The organism is Streptomyces sp. NRRL B-24484 (assembly GCF_000717715.1).
Classification (GTDB): domain Bacteria; phylum Actinomycetota; class Actinomycetes; order Streptomycetales; family Streptomycetaceae; genus Kitasatospora.
Map to the genome: position 1 here is coordinate 31,768 of NZ_JOAI01000024.1, position 21,340 is coordinate 53,107.

Annotated in this window: 21 protein-coding genes; 12 read left to right on the forward strand and 9 right to left on the reverse strand. The window is 74.1% G+C overall.

The features are described from left to right. Positions 1-85 precede the first annotated feature (85 nt). A complete protein-coding gene (locus IE98_RS46625) occupies positions 86-1,816 on the reverse strand; it encodes a putative Ig domain-containing protein (protein WP_052390813.1) in 1,731 nt (576 codons plus the stop codon). 350 nt (positions 1,817-2,166) lie between these two features. Between IE98_RS46625 and IE98_RS0122220 the strand changes: the two genes are divergently transcribed. Next, positions 2,167-2,415: a hypothetical protein gene (locus IE98_RS0122220; RefSeq protein WP_159401017.1), complete on the forward strand. Its 249-nt coding sequence runs from the start codon at positions 2,167-2,169 to the stop codon at positions 2,413-2,415. On the opposite strand, the gene IE98_RS0122225 is transcribed toward IE98_RS0122220, so the two are convergent. The 3 genes from IE98_RS0122225 to IE98_RS0122235 form a co-directional block, all read right to left on the reverse strand. After that, complete coding sequence (locus IE98_RS0122225) at positions 2,373-3,350, reverse strand: helix-turn-helix transcriptional regulator (RefSeq protein ID WP_078661205.1); 978 nt, start codon at positions 3,348-3,350, stop codon at positions 2,373-2,375. The two genes, IE98_RS0122220 and IE98_RS0122225, sit on opposite strands and share 43 nt — an antisense overlap. A 117-nt stretch (positions 3,351-3,467) precedes the next feature. After that, complete coding sequence (locus IE98_RS0122230; RefSeq protein ID WP_030271540.1) at positions 3,468-4,001, reverse strand: GNAT family N-acetyltransferase; 534 nt, start codon at positions 3,999-4,001, stop codon at positions 3,468-3,470. A gap of 205 nt (positions 4,002-4,206) precedes the next feature. After that, the gene (locus IE98_RS0122235) at positions 4,207-4,554 is read right to left on the reverse strand and encodes a hypothetical protein (protein WP_030271543.1); all 348 of its coding nucleotides are present in this window, start codon (positions 4,552-4,554) and stop codon (positions 4,207-4,209) included. Between the two features lie 138 nt (positions 4,555-4,692). Between IE98_RS0122235 and IE98_RS0122240 the strand changes: the two genes are divergently transcribed. Together IE98_RS0122240 and IE98_RS0122245 are read left to right on the forward strand one after the other, a co-directional pair. Beyond that, complete coding sequence (locus IE98_RS0122240) at positions 4,693-5,097, forward strand: hypothetical protein (RefSeq protein ID WP_030271544.1); 405 nt, start codon at positions 4,693-4,695, stop codon at positions 5,095-5,097. Positions 5,098-5,256: 159 nt separating this feature from the next. After that, the gene (locus IE98_RS0122245; protein WP_234443631.1) at positions 5,257-5,718 is read left to right on the forward strand and encodes a DUF6924 domain-containing protein; all 462 of its coding nucleotides are present in this window, start codon (positions 5,257-5,259) and stop codon (positions 5,716-5,718) included. Positions 5,719-5,792: 74 nt separating this feature from the next. Here the strand turns inward: IE98_RS0122245 and IE98_RS44890 are convergent, their stop codons facing one another. After that, a complete protein-coding gene (locus tag IE98_RS44890) occupies positions 5,793-6,302 on the reverse strand; it encodes a hypothetical protein (RefSeq protein WP_052390814.1) in 510 nt (169 codons plus the stop codon). A 499-nt stretch (positions 6,303-6,801) separates the two neighbouring features. Between IE98_RS44890 and IE98_RS0122255 the strand changes: the two genes are divergently transcribed. From IE98_RS0122255 to IE98_RS0122265, 3 genes are all read left to right on the forward strand, one after another. Next, complete coding sequence (locus IE98_RS0122255; protein ID WP_030271551.1) at positions 6,802-8,214, forward strand: family 2B encapsulin nanocompartment shell protein; 1,413 nt, start codon at positions 6,802-6,804, stop codon at positions 8,212-8,214. Between the two features lie 303 nt (positions 8,215-8,517). Next, positions 8,518-9,822, forward strand: a complete 1,305-nt coding sequence (locus IE98_RS0122260; protein ID WP_030271553.1) for a family 2 encapsulin nanocompartment cargo protein terpene cyclase — start codon at positions 8,518-8,520, stop codon at positions 9,820-9,822. Between the two features lie 14 nt (positions 9,823-9,836). After that, a complete protein-coding gene (locus IE98_RS0122265) occupies positions 9,837-10,718 on the forward strand; it encodes a geranyl diphosphate 2-C-methyltransferase (RefSeq protein WP_030271555.1) in 882 nt (293 codons plus the stop codon). Positions 10,719-11,035: 317 nt separating this feature from the next. Here the strand turns inward: IE98_RS0122265 and IE98_RS0122270 are convergent, their stop codons facing one another. Continuing rightward, positions 11,036-11,815, reverse strand: coding sequence for an alpha/beta hydrolase family protein (locus tag IE98_RS0122270; protein ID WP_052390815.1), 780 nt, complete (start codon positions 11,813-11,815; stop codon positions 11,036-11,038). A gap of 377 nt (positions 11,816-12,192) precedes the next feature. Between IE98_RS0122270 and IE98_RS0122275 the strand changes: the two genes are divergently transcribed. From IE98_RS0122275 to IE98_RS42870, 5 genes are all read left to right on the forward strand, one after another. Beyond that, the gene (locus tag IE98_RS0122275; protein ID WP_030271558.1) at positions 12,193-13,683 is read left to right on the forward strand and encodes a multicopper oxidase family protein; all 1,491 of its coding nucleotides are present in this window, start codon (positions 12,193-12,195) and stop codon (positions 13,681-13,683) included. An 857-nt stretch (positions 13,684-14,540) separates the two neighbouring features. Continuing rightward, entirely contained in the window at positions 14,541-15,005 is a 465-nt protein-coding gene (locus IE98_RS0122280; RefSeq protein ID WP_159401018.1) for an NUDIX hydrolase, read from the forward strand. Positions 15,006-15,105: 100 nt separating this feature from the next. Next, the gene (locus IE98_RS0122290; protein ID WP_052390817.1) at positions 15,106-15,666 is read left to right on the forward strand and encodes an NUDIX hydrolase; all 561 of its coding nucleotides are present in this window, start codon (positions 15,106-15,108) and stop codon (positions 15,664-15,666) included. Then, positions 15,663-16,367, forward strand: coding sequence for a hypothetical protein (locus IE98_RS44895; protein WP_052390818.1), 705 nt, complete (start codon positions 15,663-15,665; stop codon positions 16,365-16,367). Before IE98_RS0122290 ends, IE98_RS44895 begins: the two co-directional genes overlap by 4 nt. A gap of 32 nt (positions 16,368-16,399) precedes the next feature. Then, complete coding sequence (locus tag IE98_RS42870) at positions 16,400-16,885, forward strand: NUDIX domain-containing protein (RefSeq protein ID WP_234443632.1); 486 nt, start codon at positions 16,400-16,402, stop codon at positions 16,883-16,885. Positions 16,886-17,147: 262 nt separating this feature from the next. On the opposite strand, the gene IE98_RS0122305 is transcribed toward IE98_RS42870, so the two are convergent. Next, positions 17,148-19,001: a hypothetical protein gene (locus IE98_RS0122305; RefSeq protein WP_199922946.1), complete on the reverse strand. Its 1,854-nt coding sequence runs from the start codon at positions 18,999-19,001 to the stop codon at positions 17,148-17,150. Next, positions 18,998-19,654: an ATP-binding cassette domain-containing protein gene (locus tag IE98_RS0122310; RefSeq protein WP_078661210.1), complete on the reverse strand. Its 657-nt coding sequence runs from the start codon at positions 19,652-19,654 to the stop codon at positions 18,998-19,000. Before IE98_RS0122310 ends, IE98_RS0122305 begins: the two co-directional genes overlap by 4 nt. 359 nt (positions 19,655-20,013) lie before the next feature. Here IE98_RS0122310 and IE98_RS0122315 point away from each other — a divergent pair, with 359 nt between their 5' ends. Then, complete coding sequence (locus tag IE98_RS0122315) at positions 20,014-20,709, forward strand: alpha/beta fold hydrolase (RefSeq protein ID WP_030271570.1); 696 nt, start codon at positions 20,014-20,016, stop codon at positions 20,707-20,709. A 112-nt stretch (positions 20,710-20,821) separates the two neighbouring features. Here IE98_RS0122315 and IE98_RS0122320 read toward each other — a convergent pair whose 3' ends face one another. Then, positions 20,822-21,124 carry a hypothetical protein gene (locus IE98_RS0122320; RefSeq protein ID WP_159401019.1) on the reverse strand — a complete coding sequence of 101 codons (303 nt, stop codon included), beginning with the start codon at positions 21,122-21,124 and terminating at the stop codon, positions 20,822-20,824. Positions 21,125-21,340 lie beyond the last annotated feature (216 nt).

Sequence of the window (21,340 nt, forward strand, 5' to 3'; positions counted from 1 at the left end):
CACCGGTCCGGCCCGCACCCGAACGCCCGGGGGCGGGCCGGCCGTGTTCCGGTCACCCGCTGCCGGGCGGGTGACCGGTCGGTGTTCAGGAGACGTTGAGGGTGATGTCGTCGAGGACGAAGGAGGTCTGCTTGGTGTAGTCCTCGGCGCCGGTGAATGTGAGGGTGACGGTCTGTCCGGCGTAGGCGGCGAGGTTGAAGGTCCGCTGCTGGTAGCCGGAGGCCGCGTTGAGGTTGGAGTAGGTCGCCAGGGTGGTGCCGTTGGCGGTGACCGTCAGCTTGTCGTAGGCGGTGGTCGTCGAGGACGCGCTGTCGATGTGCAGCCAGAAGCCGAGGGTGTAGCTGGTGCAGCCGGTCGGCAGGGTCACCGTCTGGGCGAGGGTGTCGGTGTTGGTGGTGCCGTAGCCGTCCAGCCAGGCGTCGTAGCCGCCGGAGTGCGGCGGCTCGCCGGAGCTGTTGTTGACGGTGGAGGCGCCGCCGCTGTTGGTCTCCGTCCAGGACGAGGTGGAGCCGGTCTCGAAGCCCGGGTTGGCGATCAGCTGGGCGGCCGTGCAGCCGGAGCCGCCCCCGGGGTTGACCGTCCAGGTGAAGGTGACCGAGGAGGACGGGCCGGTGGAGTCGGTCGCGGTGGCGGTCACGGTGGAGGTGCCGGTGCCGGTCGGCGTGCCGCTGATCAGGCCGGTGGCGGCGTTGAGGCTCAGGCCGGCGGGCAGGCCGGTGGCGGTGTAGGTCAGCGTGCCGCCGGCGGTGTCGGTGGCGGCGAGCTGGAGGCCGGTCGCGGTGCCCACGGTGGCGGTGCGGGCGCCCGGGTCGGTGAGGGCGACAGTGCCGGTGCTGCTGCCGCCGCCCCGGGCGAGCCAGGCGGTGGCGTTGAGGGCGAGCGCCGCGTCGGTGCCGGCGGGGTCGTTCCAGCCGTCGTACAGGGTGTTGCCGGACTGGCCGGTGCCGTCGTCGATGGGCGAGCTGTCGCCCCAGATCGCGACCCGGCCGCTGCCGAAGGCGGAGGTCGCGAAGAAGGCGCCGGTGGTGCCGCTGTGGCCGCTGCGGTAGACCAGGCCCTTGACCGCCGGGTTGTCGGCGGGCTTGAGGGTGAAGGTGGTGCCGTTGCGGATGATGGAGCCGGTCACCGTGCCGAAGGCGCCGTTGAGCACCGGGTCGGTGGTGTCGGCGACGGCGCGCGGGTTCTCGTTGGCGATGTTCAGCAGGTCGACGGAGAACCCGAACGGGTCGGTGCCGTCGACGCTGTTGCCGGTCATCAGGTCGTTGATGACCGCCGGCGAGTCCCAGCCGTCGTTGTTGCGGTCGCTGACGGTGTGGTCGGAGACCAGGAAGAGCCCGCCGCCGTTTCGCACGAACGTCATCACGGCGGTCTTCTCGGCGTCGCCGAGCCGGACGTTGGGCTCGGGCAGCACGAACTCGTCGAAGTTGGCGAGGTCGAGCGCGCCGCCGGTGCCGTAGGTGATGGTGGACCCGGCGGGGAGCGTCTTCAGGCTGTACTGGCCGGTCCGCTGCAGGGCCACGCCCCAGGCGGAGAGGGCGCCGGTCCACGAGGTCTCGGTGGTGGGGTTGGCGTTCTGGCCCAGCGGGTCGGGCTGGCTGGTGGAGATGATCCAGTCGGCGTTGCCGGCGGTCTCGGCCTTGCTGTTGTCGAAGAGGATCCGCTTCGGGGTGCCCGCCGCGGTCGAGGTCACGGTCGAGTGCGCGGTCGCGGTCCCGGCCGCGGCGGCCCGCTGCGGCAGGGCGCTCGCACCGGCGAGGACGACGAGCGCGGCGGCGGCGAGGGCCACCGGGCGGGCGGTGTGGAAGGCTCTGATCACGTGTCAGCACTCCTCGTGCCAGCGGGGAACGGCGGATGCGCACTACGCGCGTAGGCGCGGCCATACGGTGCCACGGCCGGGTGATCGGGGCTTGAACGGAACACGTCGCCCCGACCCCCTCCGGTCATCCCCCGGACGTCGGCCGTGACGCGCCGTCGGGACGGGCGGCGCACGCACGCCGCGACACGCGGGCCGGGACGACATCGGTCCCGCGATCATGCCGCGCCCGTACGCTCCGCACTGGATTCGCATCAAGTGCACTGGTGAATGCGAACACGCACGGGAATTCCTCCGGGAAATCCTTCGGAGCGCATCTCACGCGACTCCCTTCTCGCCGATCCCGGCCTCCCGTGACTGCCGGAGCCGTCTTCCCGCCGGAGATGTTCAGGCCCGTGGTCACCACGTACGTGCCGGGATCGGGGGTGGGCGTGCCGGCCTACCGGCTCCACCGGGACGGCGAGCAGTCCGCGGACCGGCTGGTGGTCGCCGACGACCACCGCAGCATCGTCGGGCGCCGCAAGAGCTGTGAGCCCGCGGTGCCGCGGCGGCATCGGGCTCAGGGCGTGCCGTTCAGGGTGGCGCTCGGCGAGGTCCGGTAGGCCTCGCGGTAGTGCGCGGCGAAGTGTCCGGGGTGGGCGAAGCCCCAGCGCATCGCGACCTGGGTGACGGTCGTGGTGGCCGGGTCGGCGGCCTGCAGTTCCCGGTGCGCGGCGTCCAGGCGCACGGTCCGCAGATGGGCGAGCGGGGTGGTCCCCAGGTGGCGGCGGAACGCGTACTGCAGCGCCCTGGGGGTGACGTAGGCGGCGTCGGCGATCTCGGCGAGGGTGACGTCCCGGCCGGCGTGGGACTCGATGAACGCGGTGGCCCGCCGGACGGTCGTGGGGGTGGCGTCCGTCTCGTCGGCCGGCGCGGGATCGTGCGCCGCCCGGGCGGGGAAGACGGTGAGCGCCGAGGCGGCGAGCAGCCGGGCGGTGCTGGAGACCAGGAGGGCCGGCAGCTCCTCGTCGTGGCCGAGCTGGTCGGCGACCAGGTCGATGGTGGCGCGCCAGAGCCGGGCCGCGGCGGGCGTGACGGGGGCGGCGGAGTGGTTCAGCCGCGCGTCCGGCTCGTCGAGCGGGACACCGGCGGTGCTGCGGACGACCTCGGCGGACAGGGTCGTGCTGTTGATCGTGCAGCCGGTGCTCTGCGCGGTGTACGGCACGCCCGCCGGGTTGAGGACCAGGCTGCCCGCCCCGGCGCGCTGCTCGCCGCCGGCGGAGTCGACCTCCAGGTGCCCGGCGCGGACGTCGTTGACGATGAGGCCGTCCAGCGGCTCGCAGGCGAAGGAGAGCGTGCCCGGCAGGGTGATCCGGTCCAGGGTGAACAGGCCGGCGTCGATCCGCTCGTACCGCAGGCTGGCACCTCCGGTCAGACCGGACAGGCGCAGGCTGGAGCCGTAGGCCGTGTCCAGGAAGTGCCTGGCCGTGTCGGCATCCCGGGTCGCGAAGGAGGTGCGGACGACGGACACCGTCGCCGTCCGTGCATCGGAGGTCACCCGTCTCCACCACCCTTCGTCCACGCAGGCCCGTCCGTCCGGGTCGACCCTACGCGTCTACCCGCGTATCCCGGACCTGCACGGCCCTGCGGGTGCGGATGCGGGGGCGTGCGGCAGTCAGGCCCGGTGCGGCGTCGGCGACCACTCGCCCAGCCACTGCTCGGCACCGTAGGCCTCGAACCGCTCCGCCTCGACGAACCCCAGCTTCGCCGCGAGGCGCATCGAGCGGGCGTTGGCGGTCTGGGTGGCGAGTACGACGGGTTCGCCGGGGAGCACGGACGCGAACCAGTCGAGTGCCGCCGCGCACGCCTCGGCGGCGTAGCCCGAGCCCCAGGCCTGTGGCAGGAAGAGGTAGCCGAGCTCGGCCCTCCCGGCGGCCTGCGGGAAGTGCCCCGTCGCCTTCTCCAGCGTGACGGTGCCGATCATCGCCCCGTCGAGGTCGACGGTGAAGAGCCCGGGACGGCGGCCGGGCACCGCGGGCAGTGCGCGCTCGAGTTCGTCGCGCGTCCGGTGGCCCCCGACGTAGGTGCCCACCTCGGGCGAGGCCAGCATCTCGATGAACGCCGCACGGTCCCGGGCCTCGGACTCACGGAGCACGAGTCGCTCGGTCCTGATCGGGGCGGGCGGCCAGGGGAGGGCGGGCGCTGCCACCTCGACGGACACTGCCGTCTCGTCGCGCACTGCCGTCTCGTCGGGCACTGCCGTCTCGTCGCGCACGGATCGGGCTCCTGGTCCTCGTGGCCGTGCGGGTCGACCCGTACGGCGCTCGGAGGCGACGCCTGCCGATGTCGCCACCGGTCGAGACGCACGCGAACGGATGCCGGTTGCGCCGGGCCCCGGAGCAGCCTGCCGGGGCCTACCGGATCGCCCCGGCGTGCGGGCGCCCTGCGGCGGCCGGTCCGGCCGCCGTTCCCAGGCCTGCCCGGGCGCGCACCAACAGGGCGACGGCGCAGCGCAGGTGGCGGTTGACGACGGGAAGGAGGGTGCCGCGGAAGCGGTCGGCGGCGTGCAGTTCGGCGGCGGCCTCCTTGAGGAGGACGGCCGCGCGGCGGACCTCCTCACCCCGGTCGCTGACCAGGTACTCCCCCGCCAGGACGGCCGCGGTGCGGGCGAGTTCGCCGGTACCCGGGTCCTCCAGCAGGTCCGCGCCGAAGTACACCAGCAGGGCTGCCAGTTGGGCCAGCAGATCGTCCCTGCGTCTCATCCACCACACGCTCACGCTGTGATCATTCACCATCACACGGAGTGGTGGGTCGAGATCCGGCCAACTCCGGACTCCTTGCCGGGTGTTCCGGCGCGGGCCGCTGCCGGGGCCGCACCGCCGGCCGGATACCGTGGTGCGATGGACGAACCGATGGTCCCGGCCGCGGGCATGGTGGTCAGCGTGCGGACGCGCCAGGACGTGGTGATCGCCGATCCGGAGCGGTTCCTGGCCGCGGCCCGGGCGGCCTACCGCGAGCTCACCCCCGGCGCCACCGAGGAGACGGCGGCCGAGCAGGTCCGGGACGTCCGTGACGCCGTGTTCGCGCTGCTGGAGCGGTTCGGGCGGCTCGCGGCCGGGCCGCCCGGGCACACCGGTCCGCCCGGCCCGGAGCTCCTGCACGACCTGGACCGCCCGAACGGGCTCTCCCCCGCGGGCGAGATCACCCAGCTCGTCTTCGACGACCCCCAGGTGCTGCAGGGTTACGGCTGCTTCCTGCCCGAGGACCCGTTCGCCCTCCCCCCGGGGACGGGAATCGGCGGGTAGGCCCGGCCGCCGACCGCGGGGCGGGAAGGGGCCGAAACACGCGCATGCGGACACCGACCGCCCGGCCCCGCGGTCGATCGGTCGCGGGCCGGTCGGCCGGTTGTCGGTGCGGACCCGCATCCTGGACCCGTCCGCACACCCGTGGAACCGGAGCCCCGAGTGCTGCCTGCTGTCACCGGCCGTCCCGACTTCGCCGCACTGGTCGTCCGGACCGACTTCGGCGACGAGCCGGCCTGGCGGTCCCTGCTCGCCGCGTTGTCGGGGCCGTGCGGCGACGGGGCCGTCGAGGCCGACGTCCACGTCGTCGACGACCCGGCGTGGTCCGGCGCCGCGGTCGGCGACGTGATCGCCGCCGTGTCCGCGGACGAGGACCTGAGCGTCGTCTTCCTCGCCGACGACACCACGATGCGGGACCCCGAGCACGCGCTGCTGGCGGTGGCCGTCGTGACCCGGGACGAGTGCGAGAACGACGAGGAGTTCGCGACCCACAGCGGATCGGTCAGGGCCGTCCCCGCCGGCATCCACGAGATCCACGCGAACCTGTCGATCGCGAACCTGGACTTCGTGGACGTCGTCGAGACCGCGCGGCTCGACCCGGCAGGGGTCTTCCGCGGCTTCTGACGCGCAGGGGGCGCGCTCTCGCCGAGGCCGGTCCCGTCCGTCCGTCGACGGGACACGACGGACACCCGGGCGGCTCAGGTGTAGCAGTAGTTCAGGTTGCCGCGCGCCGCACCCGAGGTGCCGGTGGACCAGGTGGCCTTGCCGGCGGTGTTGTAGAAGACCAGGTTGCCGTCGTCCTTGAGCTTGGCGTGCCCGCCGGGCGCCGGGTTGAGGGCGCCCAGGGTGCAGACGATGCCGCCGGAGGCGTTGAGCAGCTTCACGTATCCGGACTTGGACCAGTCCACCCGGACCACGCCCTTGCCCTTGGTCCCGGAGGCCCAGACCGGGTAGACGTCGGCCCCGGTGAACTTGTAGAGCACCAGGTTGCCGTCGGCCTGGAAGTCCAGCTCCGCCATGCCGTTGTCCGCCGCCGTGTGGGCGCCGGCGGTCCAGTCGTGCTGGGCGAGGGTGAAGTTCGCGACCGAGGCGTCGGCCGACGCGGTCGTGGCGGTCATGCCGATCGCACCGGCCATGGCCGTGCCGACCAGGGCGGCCCGCAGGAGACGCCTGCGGGTCGCGGAACCGACGGTGTTGCTGGGTGTCACGAGGATCCTTCCGGGAGGCCGCCGTGCCTCGGAGCGGCACGGCGGCGGGTGGCTGCGCCCCGGCGTCGACGGCCGCCGCGGCTGCGGTGCGGCTCGCGGAACCGCCCGACGCGCACGGTGTGTCCGTCGTTCGAGCGCAGGAGGCGCGGGTCCGGCGCGGGCCGACCGGCCGGCACCGGCCGGCCGGAGGCCGGCGGAACCGCGCCTCACCCGACCACCGTAGGAACGGCGGGTATCACCCGCGTAGCGTCGAGGGGACGGCAGCGACGCGGAGAGTCCGAACCGTGCATCGTATGCAGCCTCGACGATCACAAACATGCCGCCGGAAAAGATCACCACATCGAGGCAATGCGAGGGGTGTACAGCGCCAACTGGCCGCGCCGGCGGCTAGTTTCCTCCTTGAGGCCAGCGGCCTGCGTGGACGTTCGCTCCGTTCGCCCCGGTCACGTACGACATGGACTGTGCCGGTCACCGCTGTAACTGAAGGAGAGCCTGCTCGATGACGGTGGACACCAGCCAGTCGACGCATTCCGAGCCGACCGGGCCGAGCAGCCTGGGCACGGCCGCTGCCCGGAACCTCGCCACCACGACCAAGTCCGCGCCGCAGATGCAGGAGATCACCTCCCGCTGGCTGCTGCGGATGCTCCCCTGGGTGGAGGCCGAGGGCGGGACGTACCGGGTGAACCGGCGGCTGACCTACACCGTCGGGGACGGTCGGATCGAGTTCGTCCAGAACGGCGCCCGCGTGCAGGTGATCCCCCGTGAGCTCGGTGAACTCGCCGTGCTCCGCGGCTTCGACGACCTGGCCGTGCTGACCGCGCTGGCCGGCCGCTGCGTCCAGCGCGACTTCCGCGCGGGTGAGGTGCTGGTGGAGCGCGGCACCCCGGCCGAGCGGATCCACCTGATCGCCCACGGCCGGGTGGCCCAGGCCTCCGAGGGCCGGTACGGCGAGACGGTGTCCGTCGCGGTGCTGGCCGACGGCGACCACTTCGGCGGGCACGCCCTGCTGGACGGCGAGGCGGTGTGGGACGTCACCGCCACGGCCGAGACCTCCGGCACCCTGCTGACGCTCGCACGGGCGGACTTCCGGGCGGTGCTGGACTCGGCACCGGAGCTGCGGGCGCACGTCGAGCGGTTCTCGGCGATCCCGCTCCAGCGTCAGAACAAGCACGGCGAGGCCGAGATCGCCATGTCGGCCGGCCACACCGGCGAGGTCGAGCTGCCCGGCTCCTTCGTCGACTACGAACTCAAGCCGCGCGAGTACGAGCTGTCCCTCGCCCAGACCGTCCTGCGGGTCCACACCAGGGTCGCCGACCTCTACAACGAGCCGATGAACCAGACGGAGGAGCAGCTCAGGCTCACCGTCGAGGCGCTGCGCGAGCGCCAGGAGCACGAGCTGGTCAACAACCGCGAGTTCGGCCTGCTCCACAACGCCGCGTTCAAGCAGCGGATCCAGACCCACTCCGGTGCGCCGACCCCCGACGACCTCGACGACCTGCTCTGTCGCCGACGGGGTTCCCGGTTCTTCCTCGCCCACCCCAGGGCGATCGCGGCGATCGGCCGCGAGTTCAACGCCCGCGGGCTGTACCCGGACCACGTCGACCTCGGCGGACAGCAGGTCCCCGCCTGGCGCGGCGTTCCGATCCTGCCCTGCAGCAAGATCCCGATCAGTGCGGAGAACACCACCTCGATCCTCGTGATGCGGACCGGGGAGGACAAGCAGGGCGTCATCGGCCTGCACCGGACGGGGCTCGCGGACGAGTACGAGCCGGGCCTGTCGGTGCGGTTCATGGGCATCGACGAGCGGGCGGTCATCTCCTACCTCGTCAGCACGTACTACTCCGCCGCGATCCTGGTGCCCGACGCGCTCGGTGTCCTGGAGAACGTGCAGATCGGCCGCAGGCAGGGCTAGCACCGCCGACCCCGCCCTCTCCTCGCCGGTCCGATCCGATCCGGACCGCCCCGGCGAGTGGTGAGCTGCGCGCCGCCGTACCGGCGCACGCACCGCGGAAGCCGCCGGGCACCGGGCGCCGGACCTCGACACCCGGCGCCTTGCTCCGGCACGCCCCGGGACGGTCCGCCGCGACCGGCACGGGCCCACGTGCGCGGCACGCCCGGAGTGCCCGCCCACAGACACCCTCCGGCGCCACCGTCGTCGGGCCCGCCCGACGTGCCCGGACCCGAGACGTTCCCACACCTGACCAAGGAGCTACGGATGCCCGTCCCTGCGCCTTTGCCCGGGCAGTCGAGCCTGCCCTCCACCGGGACCGGCCCCGGTCCCCTCGCCCACGGCCGCAGCGCCGGAGGACCGGGGGGCGTCCTGCCGGGCCCGCCCTCGGTCCTCCCGCCGGCCGCGGGGACGGCACCCGCCCCGGCCGACGCACCCGTGCCCGTGCCGCAGGCCGCCGCCGCACCCCGCACGCCGAGCCCGGCGCTGCAGCAGATCCTGCGCGGCCCCAGCGGCCTGGGCACGGCGGGGCTCTACCTGCCCCTCCAGAAAATGCCGTCCGCGGCGCCGGAGCGGGCCGCCGAGCCGGTGGCCGGCCGGCCCGTCCCGGGGCTCTACCACCACCCGATCGCGGAGCCCGACCCCCACCGGGTGGAGGAGGTCAGCCGGCGGATCAAGGCGTGGGCGGTGGACGAGGTGGAGCTCTTCCCGCCGGACTGGGAGGACCAGTTCGACGGGTTCTCGCTGGGCCGCTACATGGTCGCGTGCCACCCCGACGCGCCGTCGGTCGACCACCTGATGATCGCCACCCGGCTGATGGCGGCCGAGAACGCCCTCGACGACTGCTACTGCGAGGACCACGGCGGCTCCCCCGTCGGCCTCGGCGGCCGTCTGCTGCTGGCGCACACCGCGCTGGACCCGCTCCACACGACCACCGAGTACCAGCCGGACTGGGCGGAGTCGCTCCACGCGGACGCACCGCGCCGCGCCTACCGCTCGGCGATGCAGTACTTCGTCCAGCAGGCCGGCCACTCGCAGGCCGACCGGTACCGGCACGACATGGCCAGGCTGCACCTCGGGTACCTCGCGGAGGCCGCCTGGGCCGAGACGGACCACGTGCCGGAGGTGTGGGAGTACCTGGCGATGCGCCAGTTCAACAACTTCCGCCCCTGCCCGACCATCACCGACACGGTGGGCGGCTACGAGCTGCCGGCGGACCTGCACGCCCTGCCCGCCATGCAGCGGGTCATCGCGCTCGCGGGGAACGCGACCACCATCGTCAACGACCTGTACTCGTACACCAAGGAGCTGGCCGGCCCCGGCCGGCACCTGAACCTCCCGGTGGTGATCGCGGAGCGCGAGGACTGCTCCGCCCGCGACGGCTACCTGAAGGCGGTCGAGGTCCACAACGACCTGATGCACGCCTTCGAGAGCGCGGCGGCCGACCTGGCCGCCGAGCTACCCGATCCGCGCGCGTTGCGCTTCCTGCGGGGCGTGGCCGCCTGGGTCGACGGCAACCACTACTGGCACCGAACCAACACCTACCGCTACAGCCTGCCCGATTTCTGGTAAGAACGGATTCATCTGTGACCAACACTCAGCTCGCCGCCGCCCCCGCCTCGGCCGTCATCCCCGGCCCGGCGACTCCCTACCAGGGCGACATCGCGCGCTACTGGGACCACGAGGCCCGGCCCGTGAACCTGCGTCTGGGCGACGTCGACGGTCTCTACCACCACCACTACGGCATCGGCGAGATCGACCGTGCGGCGCTCGGCGACCCCGAGGACAGCACGTACGAGAAGAAGCTGATCGCCGAGCTGCACCGCCTGGAGTCTGCGCAGACCGACGTCCTCCTGGACCACCTCGGGACCATCGGGACGGACGGGACCCTCGTGGACGCCGGCTGCGGCCGCGGCGGCTCGATGGTGATGGCCCACCAGCGTTTCGGCTGCAAGGTCGAGGGCGTCACCCTGTCGGCCAAGCAGGCCGAGTTCGCCAACGGCCGCGCCCGTGACCTGGGCATCGGCGACCACGTGGGCGCCCGCGTGTGCAACATGCTCCACATGCCGTTCGAGACCGGGACGGTCTCGGCGTCCTGGAACAACGAGTCGAGCATGTACGTCGACCTGCAGGACCTCTTCGCCGAGCACTCGCGGATCCTCGGCGTCGGCGGTCGCTACGTCACCATCACCGGCTGCTGGAACCCCCGGTACGGCCAGCCCTCGAAGTGGGTCTCCCAGATCAACGCGCACTTCGAGTGCAACATCCACTCCCGCCGGGAGTACCTGCAGGCGATGGCCGACAACCGCCTCGTCCCGCAGGCCGTCGTCGACCTGACCCCGGACACCCTGCCGTACTGGGAGCTGCGGGCGACGTCCTCGCTGGTCACCGGCATCGAGGAGGCGTTCATCAACTCCTACAAGGACGGCTCGTTCCAGTACGTCCTGATCGCCGCCGACCGCGTCTGAGCACGCGGAGGGGCAACTCGCCCGGGTCGGTCGGACCGCCGGTGAGGCGGCGCTCCGACCGGCCCGGGCCAGTAGGTGAGCGACGGGGGCGGTGGACGAGGACGCGAACACCTCGCCCGGTCGGGTCACCGACCGCCGGCCCGTCCCCGTCCGGCGCTGCCCGAGCCCCGGGAGGTCTGGGCCCCGGGAGGTCTGAGCCCCGGGGTCGCTTGCGGCCGGGTACCGCAGTCAGCCGCGGTACCCGGCCGCAGTACGTGTTCCCGTGCCGGCCTTCTCCGCCCCGGCCCCCGCGTCGTGTCCGTTCCGGGCGGCGGGTGTCACACGCCGGGCAGGGCCAGCAGGTCGTCCATGGCCGCGAGGACCTCGGGCCAGGCCGGGGTGCGGGGGTCGACGAGGTCGAAGTGGCCGCAGTTCCCCGGAGTCAGCAGGCGGGCGCCGCACGTCTCGGCGTAGCGACGGGCCAGTTCCACGGGAACGCTCCGGTCCTGCTCGCCGTGCACCACCACGGTCGGCAGGTCGACCTTCCCCAGGGCCGCCGGGTCGGCGGCGGCGTAGCGCTCGGCGACCTGCGCCGGACCGCCGCCGAGCAGGTCGGCCACGGCTTCGCCGCCGGGGCCGAGGTCGTACGTCGCGTGCAGGTCGGCGACCGGGGCCAGGGCCACCACGCCGGCGAGCCTCGGCGCTTCGGCACTGCGTCCGGGCGCTCCCTCGGGGAGGCGGTGGCGCAGGCCCGCCCACAGGGCCAGGTGTCCGCCGGCCGAGTGCCCGAGCAGCAGGACGCGGCCGGGGTCCACCGCCCCTCCGGCGACCCGGCCGACCTCTGCGGGCAGCAGGTCGGCCGCCCGGGCGACGTCGAGGAACGTCGTCGGCCAGCCGCCGCCCCCGCCCACCCGCCGGTACTCCACGTTGGCCGCCGCCCAGCCGCGCGAGGCCAGGTCCGCCGCGAGCGGCGACAGTCCCGACCGGTCGTACGGCTCGCGCCAGAGGCCGCCGTGCAGCAGCAGGACGAGTGGTGCCGGTGCCTGCCCCGGGCCCGACCGCGGCAGGTGGAGGTCCGCCACCTGGTCCGGGTGCGGTCCGTAGGCGATGGTCGTCATGACGGGTGCTCCGTTCGTCGAGGGGTCGCGTCCGGGACATCGTGGTCGACCGCACGGCTGCCCGAGGTCGCCGGGGGTGGCCGGGGGCCGCCTCTCCGCGGTGGTGCTCAGCGGCCGGCGGGCGTCCGCCTCGCGGGCCGCGGCCGAGGCCGGCGCACCGATCTCACGGGTGATCAGTTCGGCACCCCCCTCGTACGAACGAGTGGTCTGCGGCGACGGTGACGGCCACGCCCGGTTCGTGGACGCTCCACGCGCGCCTCCGGTGTTAGCTTCGAACCGCTCGTCGGATTATCCGATGTGCGCCGACGGCGCCCTCGCAGCACGGCCCGTCGGGAGTGCCTTCTGTCCGACCGGCGTCATGAGGTGGCCGAGTGGGTGTGTGGTCTCGACGCGCAGTACTGGCCGGCCTCGTCGCCTCACCGGTCCTGGCGGCCGCCTGCGTCTCCGGCGCCGTCCGGAAGGCCCCGCCGGACGGCGAATCGCAGGGCGGGGCGTCCGACGGACCCGGACCCGCCGGCTACCGGCGGCTGCCCGTCCCGCCGCTCGCCGAGTCCCGGACGGAGAACGGCGTCCGGTGGTTCGACCTGGAGGCGCGGCCCGGCATCGCAAGCATCGTGCCGGGCAAGTCCACGCCGACCTGGGGCTACTCGCAGGACATCCTCGGACCGACGCTGCGCGCCCGCACCGGTGAGACGGTCGGCGTCCAGGTCCGCAACGGCCTGCCCGAGGCCACCTCCGTCCACTGGCACGGCATGCACCTGCCCGCACGCTTCGACGGCGGCCCCCACCAGCCGATCGAACCGGGCGCGGTCTGGGAACCGTCCTGGACGGTCGCCCAGCCAGCGGCGACCCTCTGGTACCACCCGCACCCCCACGGCACGACCCAACTGCACACCTACCGCGGCCTGGCCGGCCTCTTCCTCGTCGACGACGGGACCGGCGCCGACACCGGTCTGCCGCACGAGTACGGCGTCGACGACCTCCCCGTCATCGTGCAGGACAAGAAGCTCAACACCGACGGCACCCTGGACGAGCGCGACGACGCCGGGACGGGACTGATCGGCCCCACGGTGACGACCAACGGCATCACCGGGGCGTACGTCCCGGTCACCACCGACCGGGTGCGCCTGCGCATCCTCAACGCCTCCACGATGCGGGTCTACGAACTCGGCCTGGACGACAACAGCGAGTTCGAGATGGTGGCCTCCGACGGCGGGCTCCTCGCGGCACCCGTCCGGCTGCGCCGCCTCGCACTGACCCCCGGTGAACGGGCCGAGATCGTCGTCGCCATGCAGGCGGGCCGGCCGCGCACCCTGCGGTCCTTCCCCGCGCCGCTGCCCGCCAGGAAGGGCCGCGGACCCTCCGGCGGCGCCGCCCTGAGCGAGGAGTTCGAGCTCCTGCTCCTCAACCCGGACGCGGAGCTCCGCACGGCCCCCGCGACACCCTCGAAACTGGCCGCGATCCCGCCGCCGGTGACCGCCGCCGCGGTGGCGCGCACCTTCGCGCTCGACGGGAACACCATCAACGGCCGGCCGATGGACATGAACCGGATCGACGCCACGGCCACCGTGGACGTCCCGGAGATCTGGACGGTGAGGAACACCCACAACCGGGTGCACAACTTCCACGTCCACGACAACCACTTCCAGGTCCTCGACGTCAACGGCAGCCCACCCCCGCCGGAACTGGCCGGCTGGAAGGACACCGTCTCCGTGCCGCCGTCCGGCTCGGTGCGCCTCGCCGTCGTCTTCCGCGACTACACCGACCCGCAGAGTCCGTACATGTTCCACTGCCACCTGATGCGCCACGAGGACGACGGCATGATGGGCCAGTTCCTCGTCGTCGAACCGGGACACCCGGCCGGCTGACCGCCCCCGCAGCGCGCCTGACGGCCTGACAGCTCGGGCCGCCGGATGCGGCCGTGCGCGGCTGCCCGGGCATCGTGCGACGGGGGCGCGGCGCGGCAGGAATTCCGGCGTCCCGGCGGCGGAGCCGTGCGGGCATCGGCGGGTGATCGACCACCGGGAACCGTCCGCCGCCGACCTGGTGGGGCGGCTGCCGGTGAAGGTGAAGGTGCCGCCGGGAGCGTTCGGCTGCTCGGCCCCGTCGACGACCCGGTCGTCGCCCACGACCAGCACCTCGGTGCCGTCGAGGCGCATCTGCACGAGGACGCGGCCCCGGCGCGTACCGTGCGGACCTGCGCCGACGGCCGGCCGCGGAGCGACGCCTGAACGGCGATCCACCGGCAGTGCCCGCAGGACCCCGAGCACGCTCGACATCCCGACAAGCCCCGCGGTCGGAAACCTGCTCGGGCCGTTGACCAGCCGAACGGGTGAATCGTACGAGGCAAAGCGCCGCGCGGCCTCCTCGCCCGCGAAGGCGACCGCGACCGCCTCGGATCCGGTCGAACGGGCCGCGGCTCGAACGCCCGCTCGCCGCCTGACCACTGGCCTCCGCGGCCCTGCCCAGGTCCGTCGCACCCATGGAGCAGGCGCCATCCCCTCCTCCCGGCAGATGCTCGAAAAGGTCCGATTCGACCAGGGATCGCCTGGAGGAAATCCGTTTGAACGAGGCATTCGAACAGCAGCATCATCGGCGCCAGCCGCTCACACCTGCCTGAACTCGCTTTCTCAGTAGCCCACTTGGCCACCGCCGCACGGAACTCCGGCCTGCCCGCCGTAGGCCGGCTGCGGCCGTGACCGCCCCGACGACCGAGGAGTCCCTGATGACCGACTTCGACGTGCTGACCGACCTGGCCCTCCGGGAGGGCATCGAGTGGATCGGCATCGGCGTGGTGGTCCGCGACCGGTCCGGCCGTGTGCTGGTGATCCGCCGGGCCCCGCACGACGTTCCGCCCGGCGCGTGGGAGTACCCCGGAGGTGGCCGCGAGGAGGGCGAGTCGCTGCCGGCCGGCGCGGCACGGGAACTGGCCGAGGAGACCGGTCTCACCGACCTGCCGCTGGAGTACGCACGCAGTGTGGACTTCACCACCCAGTCCGGTCTGCGCGCACGGCAGTTCGTCTTCACCACGGTGGTCCCGGACGGCACCCCGATCGCGCTCTCACCGGACCACGACGACCACCGATGGGCCGCCGCCGACCGGATGCCCACGATCGGCGGCCACCAGCGCCGGCTGCTCGACCGGCTCGCCGCCGACCCGTCGGGGACGGCGGGCGTGCCGACCGGTTGATCCCCCTCGGCGAGGTGCCCGGCCCGAAGGCCGCGCCCTACCTGCACCACTACCTGCCGCTGCTCTCGCCGGCGGCCGACCGACCCACCGGGAGGACCTCATGACCCAGCCCGACCACGCGAACGGCCACACGAGCGTCCGTACGGACGCCCCTGCGAACGGCCGTACGGACGGCCATGCGACCGGCCCCGCGCACGCCGGGCGCCACGCGACGAGTGCCGAGCCGCCGACGCTGGTCGTCGGTGTCCACCTCGTGCTGGCCGACGAACGCGGGGTGCTGCTCGGCAGGCGCCGCAACACCAGCTTCGCGGCCGGCCTGTGGCATCTCCCGGCCGGGCACATGGAGCGCGGCGAACCGGTGACCCGCTCGATGACCCGCGAGGCCGAGGAGGAACTCGGCATCACCATCGCGGAGGACGACCTCGAACTGGTCCACACCCTGCACCATCTCGGCGCGAACCCCGACCGCAGCCGTCTCCAGCTCTTCTTCCGTCCCGGACGCCACGGCGGCCGTGTGCGCAACGCGGAACCGCACAAGTGCGAGGAACTCCGCTGGTGGCCGCTCGACCGGCTGCCGGCCGACACCGTCCCGTACACCGTGCACGCCCTGGGCGAGATCGCCCGCGGCAACCTGCTCTCCACCCTGAGTCGGCCGGCATGACCGCACCCGCCCTCCCCGACGACGCCGTCCGGCTGCTGCGCGCGACGGCGGGTCCTTGTGAACCGCTCGCAGTGCGTTCGCACGACCGGGCGGGCGAGCCGACGGTCCGGGAGGTCCGCAGCGGTGGCGGGCGCCGCCTCTTCGCCAAGCGCCACCGGAACGAACGCATGCACCGGCGGGAGACGACGGCCTACCGGCGGCTCGTCCCCGCGCTCGGTCCCGGGCGCGCCCCGACACTGCTGGCCGCGGATGCCGACTCGCTGCTCGTCGTGACCACGGCCCTGCCCGGCACCCCGGTCGTGGGGGCAACCCCGGGCCCGGCCGAGGAACGCGAGGTCCACCGGCAGGCCGGTCTGCTCGCGGCGCGCCTCCACGCCCGTCCGATCAGCGGGGGTGTGGTCGGCGAGCAGCTGCCCTGGCACCGGGAACGCCGAAGGGAACTCGACCGCGCCCGTGCGGCCGGGCCGTCCGAGGAGGACATCGCGGTCCGGGCCGGGGCCACGCCCAACGAGCGCCCGCACGGCGTTCCTCGCCGGCTACGGACCCGAACCGACGCCCGGGGAGTGGGCGGCGTACCGGGCCTGGGCAGCCGTCGACCGCCCGCCCTGCGCTGGGCCCTCGACCACCACCGCGACGAGGAGGTCCTCGGCTACGCCCGCACCGTGCTGGACCTGCTGCGCCACCCCGCCCCGCCTTCTTGATCCCCGACCCCGTGACACCTGGAGGTAGCACCGTGGAGAGCCTTCGCCAGGCCGTGGCCGTCATCGCCCACGACCTTCCCCGCGGCACGGTCGCGACGATGCACTACGCCGCGGACGGCTGGAGCCGGACTCCGGCGTGGACCCTCCCCGGCGGCAAGGTCGAGGTCGGTGAGCGCCTCGACGAGGCCGCCGCCCGCGAGCTGCAGGAGGAGACCGGGCTGCTGGTCACGCCGGAGGACCTGCAGCTCGTGCACACGGTCCAGGTCAGCCAGGGCTGGGACGGCAAGGGTCCGTTCCTGCTCTCGGTCTTCCTCGCCACGACCTGGCACGGCGAGCTGACGAACGCCGAACCGGACAAGCACCTCGACGTGTGCTGGTCGCCGGTCGGCGCGCTGCCGCTGCCGATGTTCCCGACCGCGCACGCAGCCGTCACCCACTATCTGTCCGGGGGACGCGGATTCTCCACCCACGGCTGGGACGGCGGCGACGTCGACCCGCATACCCTGGTCGGTCCATGACCGCGACCGGCGGCGGCCCCGCCCGGACGGCGACCACGCCGCCCTCCTCGCCGACGACCTGCGCTTCGGCGCCTCCGGACACCCCTGGGAAGGCGATCGCCGAGGACGCCGGCCAGGTGGGATCATCACGTCCTCCGCCGCGACGGCCCGCCCACCGGGCGACCACGCACCCCGGCGCCGTAACGCCCATCGCGCCCGGACCGCGTCCCGCCCCCGCCCCCGTCCCCGCCGGGGAGGGACGGTCCGCGCGCGGAGCGCGACCTCAGCCGACCCGGCCCGGGCCCGCCTGTGCGGGCAGCTTCGCCGCCCTGGCCCTGGCCCAGTGGAGCAGCCCCGCCGCCACGACCGCGCCGAAGGCCGCCGTCCGGAGCAGGGAGTCCGCCGTTCCGCTGTGCAGGGCGGCGGAGAACGGCAGCACCAGCAGCGGCACGCCCACGGCCGGGCCGGCCGCGTACCAGGCGGCGAACGCCGCGATGTTGCCGCCGCCACCGCCGGTCGCCCGTGCGGGTCGGTACAGCAGGTCGCGGCGGGCGGCGCCCCGGCAGGCGTTCACCAGCCCCGCAGCGACCAGGGCCGGGACGGCGGCCGGGGCCAGCCAGGCCGCCGGGCCGGCGCCGCAGAGCACGGCCACCGCGCTCCCGGCAGCGCCGAGCAGCAGGCCGAGCACGGTCGGCACGACGGCGTGGCGCAGCATCAGGCCGGCGAACGGGTACGGCGTCCAGAACGCCCGGCGCACGTCGTCCGTGTCGATCCTGGCCGGTTCCAGCAGTTGGGCGACCGCCAGGTAGCCGAAGGACAGGGCCAGGCCGGTGGCGGCCAGGAGGAGGCTCCCCCGGGCCGTGTGGGCGGGCACGGCGCACAGCATCGCCGGGACGGTGAGCAGCACGGCGCGGCCGAGCCGCGCGGGCGAGCGGAGGAGGGCGAGCGTGTCCCGCCAGTACACGACGAGCCAGGCCCTGCGCGGCGCGGGCAGGCGGACCTTCAGTCGGCGGTCACCACCGGAGGCCGCGTTCACGGCCAGTCGTGCGGCGCGCAGTTCGACGGTCCGCAGGGCGGCGAGGACGCTCGCGGCGTTCCTGGCCCGTTCGCGGAGCAGGGTCAGCGAGACGGTGGCGGCGGCCCGGTCGGCGCGCACCAGGCACCCGACGGTCGACACGACGAGCAGGGCGCCGGCGGCCCAGGCGCCCGGGACGGCGGCCGGTGTCGGCGCCAGGGCCGCGATCCCCGCCCAGCCCCAGGGGCCCGACCACAGCACGACCCGGTCCAGCCAGTGGACGGAGTGTCCGGTGGCGGCCAGGGCGCTCTGTGCGGCGAGCGCGAGGACCAGCACGGTGGCGTACGGGGTGAGCCGGCGCGCCAGGCGGGCCGCCCGTTCGCTCCGCTGGACGGACAGTGCGGCGCAGACGCCGAGCAGCGGCAGGCACGTCCCGCCGAGCAGGCACCAGCCGAGGGTGGCGGGCAGGCCGGCCCGCACGGTGAGCCCGAGGACGACCATGGCACCGGCGGCCGCGACGATCCCGGGGAACACGGCGAGCCCGCAGGACAGCCGGAACCAGGGGCGCAGCACCGGGCCGGGGCGGACGGGGTGGACGAGCAGCCAGTCGATCGTTGCCCGCGGCGGCATCACCGGCCCGCGCCAGAGGCCGTCGCGGACGGCGAGCAGCAGGACGGCGAGTCCGACGGCGGCGATGCCGCCGGGTGCGGCGGCCAGCAGCGCGGGGCCGTGGCCGGTGTAGTCGGCGCCCATCGCGGCCTGCAGGAACAGCCCCAGGCTGGGAACGCCTCCCCAGACGATCAGGACGAGCACCGTGCAGTAGAGGGCGTAGGCGACCTGGCGGGCGCGGTTGAGGCGGTGCGGGGTGCGCAGGGCGCGCAGCAGGGCCAGCGCTTCGTCGGTCCAGTCGTCGTCATCGCTCCACTCTTCGGGCGACTCGTCGACGGGCGCTGCGTCAACGGGCGACTCGTCGACGGGCGCTGCGTCAACGGGCGACTCGTCGACGGGCGCTGCGTCAACGGGCGACGTGTCGACGGACCCGTCGCCGACACGTGTTCCGTCGGCGGGCGTGCCGTCGGGTGCGTCCTCCGCTGCGACCGCCGTGCCGTCCGTCGCGCTCACCGGCCCTCCCCGCGGTGCGCGGCGCCCAGGGCCCCGACGCCCGAGGTCTCGGCGGCCAGCATCTCCTCGGGTGCGCCCTGCCGGAGGATGCGGCCCTCCTCCAGCTCCACCACCCGGTCGGCCACCGCCAGGGCGAGGTCGGCGTGGTGGGTGACCAGCAGCACAGCCACGCCGTCGGCGAGCTCCGCCTTGATCAGGTCGGCGAGCCGTCGGCGGGCGCCGGGGTCGAGGCGCTGCTCGGGCTCGTCCAGGAGCAGCAGGTCCCGTGGCCGGACGAGCGCGCAGGCCAGCAGCAGGGACTGCATCTGCCCGGAGGAGAGCGCGGAGGTCAGTGCGTCGGCCCGTTCGGCGAGCATCCGGTCCTCCAGGACCTGCTGGACCCACTCGGCGGCGCCGGCGACGCCGTGCGCGACCGCCACCAGCAGCAGGTGCTCGCGCACGGTGAGGTCGGGATAGCAGGCGACCGTGTCGCCGACGACCGCCACCCGGGCCCTGATCCGCGGGTCGTTCTCGTCCATCGCCAGTCCGTCGAACCGGACGGTTCCGGAGCTCGGCAGGTCACGGCCGGCCGCGACCCGCAGCAGCGTGGACTTGCCCGATCCGTTGTGGCCGATCAGCGCGACGCACTCGCCGGCGGCCACCGCCAGGTCCATCGGATGCAGGACCGCCCGGTCGCCGTACGAGCGGCTCACCCCGGTCAGTTGCAGCAGTGGCCGCCGGGGTCCGGCGTGCGACTCGGCAGGGTTCTCAACCACGGGGGCACCTCTCGACGATCGATCGGACCACAGTACCGACCGGGAGCCCGGCCCCGGCGGCCCCGGCCCCCGGGCGCTGCCCCGGACCCGGGCCACGTCCGACGGCCTCGTTGCCCGTCCGGTGTGCACGCGGCCCCGGGCGCGGTGCTCGTGGCGCGCCGGCGACGGACTGTCGGCGGGCTGTCAACTCTTCGTGACGGCGTCGACTCCGTCTAGCGTTGGTCCGGAAGGGATCCGAACCCGAGGTGGAGGCGCCGATGAGGGTCGTGTTCGTGCACGGGGCGTGTGTGCGGGACGGGTCGTGGTGGTGGCACCGCACCGCCGGTCTGCTGCAGGAACGTGGCGTGCGGAGCGTGGCCCCGGCGCTGCCGAGCTGCGGCGAGGCCGGCGTGCCCGGCGGTGCCACCGGTCCGGGGCTCGCCGAGGACGTCGCCGCGGTCCGGCAGGTCCTGCAGGCCGGCGACGAACCCACCGTCGTGGTGGCCCACAGCTACGGCGGCATCGTCACCGCCGAGGCCGCCGCGGGCGTGGCCTCGGTGCGCCACCTGGTGCTGGTCTCCAGCTACCTGCCCGAGGTCGGGCAGGGGCTGTCGGACTTCGGGGACGGCAGCCCGGCCCCCTTCCTGGACGTCGACCCGGTCGCGGGCACGTTCGGGGTCCGTCCGGAGCTGCTCGTGGACACCTTCCTGCAGGACTGCGACCCCGACGTCCGGGCGCAGGCGGCGAACCACCTCGCCCGGCAGAGCGTGCGGGTGACCGGTGAGCCGGTCACCGCGGCCGCGTGGCGGCAGGTGCCCTCGACCTATGTCGTCTGCGCGCAGGACCTGGGCACCCCGCCGCACCTTCAGCGCGAGTTCGCGCGCCGGGCCGACGAGGTGGTCGAGCTCGACACCGGCCACCACCCGTTCCTGTCCCGCCCGGCCGCGGTCCGGGACCTGCTGCTCGGCCTGTAGCCGAGGCACCGCGATCAACCGCCGAGACCATGCGGTCGCGGCCGTCACCGTTCGACGGCGCTCTCCCCCAGACCCCGGGCCGACGGCGCTGCCCGGGAACACGAGCGCGGGGTCAGCCGACGTCGATGCCCGTCACCACGGGAGCACCGACGCCCACCGCGTCCGCCTCGTACCCGGCCTCAGCGAAGGCCCGCCTGGTCAGGTCCACCGCCGCTTCGCCGGCGGCGGTCCGGTCGGGGGCGTCGACCTCCAGCCGCAGGACGAACGTGCCCCCGCTCTCGTCCAAGGTCAGCACGTCCAGGTCGGGCACCTGGGCACCCACCTCCTCCGGATCGGCCCCGTGGACGACGGCCAACAGGGCACGGCGCGCCGGTTCCTCCAGTGGCTGCCGCACGGTTCCGGGAACAGTGATCACGTAACTACCCATGTCAGTCGTCTCGCCGCCGAGCGGCCACCGGAAACCCCCCGCCGCCGGGTTCTCGCGTCGCCGGGTTCTCGCGTCGGCACCGCCACGGTTGCACGCCACCGACGGCAGCGGTTGCAGCGGGTCACCGGCCCCACGGGATGCGGGACGGCGATCGCACCTCGGACCGGCCGGCCGGGTGCCGTCCTCGCCGGAACGAGGCATCGC

Excerpts from the sequence above, each read along its gene's own strand:
- IE98_RS0122235 (WP_030271543.1), bottom strand. The coding sequence starts at position 4,554 with ATGAGACGCAGGGACGATCTGCTGGCCCAACTGGCAGCCCTGCTGGTG.
- IE98_RS0122240 (WP_030271544.1), top strand. The coding sequence starts at position 4,693 with ATGGACGAACCGATGGTCCCGGCCGCGGGCATGGTGGTCAGCGTGCGG.
- IE98_RS0122255 (WP_030271551.1), top strand. The coding sequence starts at position 6,802 with ATGACGGTGGACACCAGCCAGTCGACGCATTCCGAGCCGACCGGGCCG.
- IE98_RS0122260 (WP_030271553.1), top strand. The coding sequence starts at position 8,518 with ATGCCCGTCCCTGCGCCTTTGCCCGGGCAGTCGAGCCTGCCCTCCACC.
- IE98_RS0122270 (WP_052390815.1), bottom strand. The coding sequence starts at position 11,815 with ATGACGACCATCGCCTACGGACCGCACCCGGACCAGGTGGCGGACCTC.
- IE98_RS0122280 (WP_159401018.1), top strand. The coding sequence starts at position 14,541 with ATGACCGACTTCGACGTGCTGACCGACCTGGCCCTCCGGGAGGGCATC.
- IE98_RS0122290 (WP_052390817.1), top strand. The coding sequence starts at position 15,106 with ATGACCCAGCCCGACCACGCGAACGGCCACACGAGCGTCCGTACGGAC.
- IE98_RS44895 (WP_052390818.1), top strand. The coding sequence starts at position 15,663 with ATGACCGCACCCGCCCTCCCCGACGACGCCGTCCGGCTGCTGCGCGCG.
- IE98_RS0122310 (WP_078661210.1), bottom strand. The coding sequence starts at position 19,654 with ATGGACCTGGCGGTGGCCGCCGGCGAGTGCGTCGCGCTGATCGGCCAC.
- IE98_RS0122315 (WP_030271570.1), top strand. The coding sequence starts at position 20,014 with ATGAGGGTCGTGTTCGTGCACGGGGCGTGTGTGCGGGACGGGTCGTGG.